Annotated in this window: 2 protein-coding genes and 1 pseudogene; 1 reads left to right on the top strand and 2 read right to left on the bottom strand. The window is 54.6% G+C overall.

Annotated features, from left to right (window positions below; all coding sequences use genetic code 11):
• Positions 1–104 precede the first annotated feature (104 nt).
• Positions 105–2,276 (top strand): hypothetical protein, encoded by a 2,172-nt coding sequence (locus tag AS151_RS05590; protein ID WP_071516065.1) that lies wholly within the window; start codon positions 105–107, stop codon positions 2,274–2,276.
• Here the strand turns inward: AS151_RS05590 and AS151_RS05585 are convergent.
• Both AS151_RS05585 and AS151_RS22495 read right to left on the bottom strand, forming a co-directional pair.
• Complete coding sequence (locus AS151_RS05585; RefSeq protein ID WP_071516064.1) at positions 2,265–3,122, bottom strand: Npun_R2479 family HD domain-containing metalloprotein; 858 nt, start codon at positions 3,120–3,122, stop codon at positions 2,265–2,267. The genes AS151_RS05590 and AS151_RS05585 overlap by 12 nt on opposite strands.
• A gap of 90 nt (positions 3,123–3,212) precedes the next feature.
• Positions 3,213–3,589, bottom strand: a pseudogene (locus AS151_RS22495) (hypothetical protein); the annotation flags it as partial.

The raw sequence follows: 3,589 nt of genomic DNA, 5'->3' as shown, positions 1-3,589 counted from the left end.
AAATGGGGCTAAAGCCCCACGAGGCGCTTTTCCTCCCCGCGCTAAAGCGACGGGGATTCCAAGCTACCGAAAGTTTTACTTGAATCAGAGATATTGGAATCTTTATGGATCGATTTCACTCTCGCTTGCGCAATGGGCAAAGCGAACCATCGCAAGAATCCAACGATCGCTCGCTGTGGGACCATCTGACGTTTGCCAATCATCCCCTGGTTTGGGATAGCGATCGCTTGTTGTTGGTGGCGTTGCAGGTGCGATCGCGCCCCCCCCAAGAGCTGGAACTAACGGTGATGGGGCACAATCCCACTGCCGGGCGGTGGCTGGCGGCCCCTTTGGAGGAGGCTTTGGCTGGATTGCTGCAAGAACCTTTGCAAGAGTTGTTCCGACGCCACCTGCTGTATGCCCTTCTCACCCAACATTGCCAGCTCCACCTGCCCCCGGAAACGCTGGCGCTGGCCGAGTCTAAGGCGGTTCCCATTCCCGCGACAGAAGGCACCCAACAGCGATGGTTGGATGTGGGGTTGCGATCGCTGGATTGGCAGGTTGCGATGGAAAAAACTGACACCGCCCCCAACAACGTTTGGCAAGACCTCCTACATGCTTGGCTGCCCGAACGCGCTGAAGAGTTGGCTGGGGAACTGGCCGCGGTGGCTGGGCAAATTGAGGGAACGTTGGTGCTGGAGGGGGTGGATATTACCACCAGAAAGCAACTGGAACGGCTGACGCAGCTGTTAATCGGGTCCGGTTCCCTGCTGCATCCGGAAAAATTTGCCCGGGTGGCCCGACAATTGCGATCGCTGTTTGCCGCCCAACAGGTTTTTTGTATCAGTTTGGAAGGCAGCATGGCCCGATTGTTCCACCAAAACGAAGGGGGCAACATGGACGTACGCAGCTACGCTGTGGAAAGCCTGCAACAATCCCGGGTATTTCCCACCAGCGACAACCGTAGTGTGGTGGCGGTGGGGGATTTGAGCGCTAGCTGCCATACCGAATGCGATCGCGCCCTGCGGGATTTGGGGGTTGGTTCCATGTTGGTGGTGCCTCTGACCATGGAATCGCTAGCTACCGGCTTTGACACCCAGCAATTTCTCGGTTGGTACGTTATTGGAAGCGATCGCACCCATCAGTTTCCCCCCTCCAGCGTTCACCTAGCCCAAAAACTCCAATCTTCCCTCACCATTGCCCTGCGCCAATCCATCCAGCAGCGCCTCACCTGCTTTAGCAACATCCACCCTGCCGTGGAATGGCGTTTCCTACAGGAAGCCCAGCGACGCAGTTTGGGCATGCCCCCCGAACCCATTGTTTTTGCCAATGTCTATCCCCTCTACGGCATTTCCGACATTCGCGGTTCTTCCAAAGCCCGCAACCGCGCCATCCAAGCCGATTTGCTCACCCAATTTCGCCTGGCACTAGCGGTTATGGAAGCCGTTTGCGAAGAACGTGCCACTTCCCTGGGCGAACAGTTGCGGTTGGATTTGCTGGAACGCATCGAACAATTGCAGCAAGGGGTTTCCGTGGAATCGGAAGTGACCCAAATCCAGTACTTGCGCGAACATGTAGAAATCTACTTTCCCTTTTTCCGCCAGTGCGGCGATCGCACTGCCAGTGCCGTGGCAGCCTACTGTCAAGCCTGCGACAACGAACATCGCTGTGTCTACACCGAACGCGGGCAGTACGACCAAATGGTACAGCATATCAACAGCCGCCTGCGGGAAACCTGGGATAGCTGGCAGGAACGCATGCAACAAATCGTTCCCCACTACTGCGACACCGAATGCACCGACGGCATCGACCACATGATTTACGCCGGGGCTTCTTTAAACCCGCAGTTCTCCATTTTTCACCTGCGCAGCCTGCGTTACGAACAACTCCGCGCCGTGTGCGATTGCGCCCGCACTGCCTTTCGGATACAGCAGGAATACAATACCCACCTGCAAGTTGCCCATCTGGTTTTGGTACAAGATGTTCCCGTAGACATTTTCCACGATGAAAAAACCGAACGCCTGTTTGACGTTCGGGGGACCAAAGATACCCGCTACGAAATTGTGAAAAAACGCATCGACAAAGGCGAAGACGAACGCACCGGCGATCGCATTACCCAACCCGGCATGCTCACCCTCGTCTACGCTACCAACAAAGAGTGGGAAGAATATCGCCAGTACCTGCACTATCTAACCCGGGAAGGTTGGGTCGCCGCCCAAATCGACATGGGCAACATCAAACCCCTACAGGGAGTTACTGGCTTAAAATTTGCGCGGGTGCCCATTTTAGCCCCCTAGCGACGAAGGTTCAAAATGCTTGTCGTGTTCCACCACAAACACATTGGCGTAGAGATTGGCAATAAACTGCTTCCCTTCTTGCGTTAGTTCCAAATACTGCAAAGCATCCCGAATATAGGGGAAAACGCTGCTCCAATAAAACTTGGGATAGTTATCGCGCAAATCGTCGGGATTGCGATACCCCAGGGTTTGGTTCACATCCGTTTCTTCAAACTCATAAAACAAAGCCGGCACTTTCTTCAGATACCGTGGGTCGCTGAGCTGCCCAATTAAATCCGCTGCCCGAACCAACCCCGGTACGTTACGTGTATTTTGTCGGTCCGCCGCATCGGGAACCGGAAATCGCGTCAATTCAATATTCTTTTTAATCACCTCGGCGTTGATGAGGCGGTGGCCGCCAAAGCGTTCGTCAATAAACAGCTTGCCCCGATCCACGTGGTAGGGCGTCAGCGCCGCATCCGTGGAACCACGCTCCAGGGAAATCATTTCACCGTTGACCCCGGTAGCGTATGCCCCTTTGCGGTCTTGACGACAGACCCCTTTCACGTAGCCAATATCGTGGCACAGCAGGGAAATCATGGTATGCAGCCAATCTTCACAGGAAACGCCCCCTTCGCGGATGTGTTTGCCCCGTAGAATTTCCTGACCCACCAGGGTCACCAAAATCGTATGTTCCACATCGTGATAGAGGGCATCGCTGTTGGCAATATTTTCCAGAGCCATCCGTCCCGCCCAGGTAATAATGTCGGGATAGTCAGGCTTGAGGCCGCCATACGTGCTGTGGTATCCCGCCTGCAAGTAGCGGGTGAATTCTTCAATCAGGAGGTTAGTGGAATTGAAGAACATGTCTTTATTTGGGTGGTGTGAGTAGCGACGTGACGTTCTCCCGATGCCGATCTTCGGTACAGCGCGAGCTTCACTGGATCGCTGGAGCGACTACCTGCTTCGTTCGGTCTGGTCTGGGCAATGCCCCCGACAGAACCCGTCCACAGGCGATTTCATCAGCCGTGAGACCCACGACCGAGAGGCCACGATTGCGAATAACCTGAGCGCTAACCAAATCCCTATAGGGCATTCCTGACTGGTGCCTCTGGGGTCAACCTTGCCATAATAAACACCACGCTTCCAGCACACCCAAGGCAGCACGATATTGACGAACTGACCCAGACCAGCATCAACCATGTGTTTGCCACCGAAGCCTTTAGCGAGTGTCCTGAAGTCCAAGTCTTCTTTTAGCTCGAAGCGATTCGGAAGGGGGCGATGCAAGTTGATAGGTACTTGGCCGATTTTTGGCAGTTTAATACGGTTGCCAT

Source organism: Geitlerinema sp. PCC 9228 (assembly GCF_001870905.1).
In the GTDB taxonomy this organism is placed as follows: Bacteria; Cyanobacteriota; Cyanobacteriia; order Cyanobacteriales; family PCC-9228; genus PCC-9228.
The sequence above is the reverse complement of the archived record's forward strand: the minus strand, read 5'-3'. Positions and strand labels throughout refer to the sequence as shown.

Excerpts from the sequence above, each read along its gene's own strand:
- AS151_RS05585 (WP_071516064.1), bottom strand. The coding sequence starts at position 3,122 with ATGTTCTTCAATTCCACTAACCTCCTGATTGAAGAATTCACCCGCTAC.
- AS151_RS05590 (WP_071516065.1), top strand. The coding sequence starts at position 105 with ATGGATCGATTTCACTCTCGCTTGCGCAATGGGCAAAGCGAACCATCG.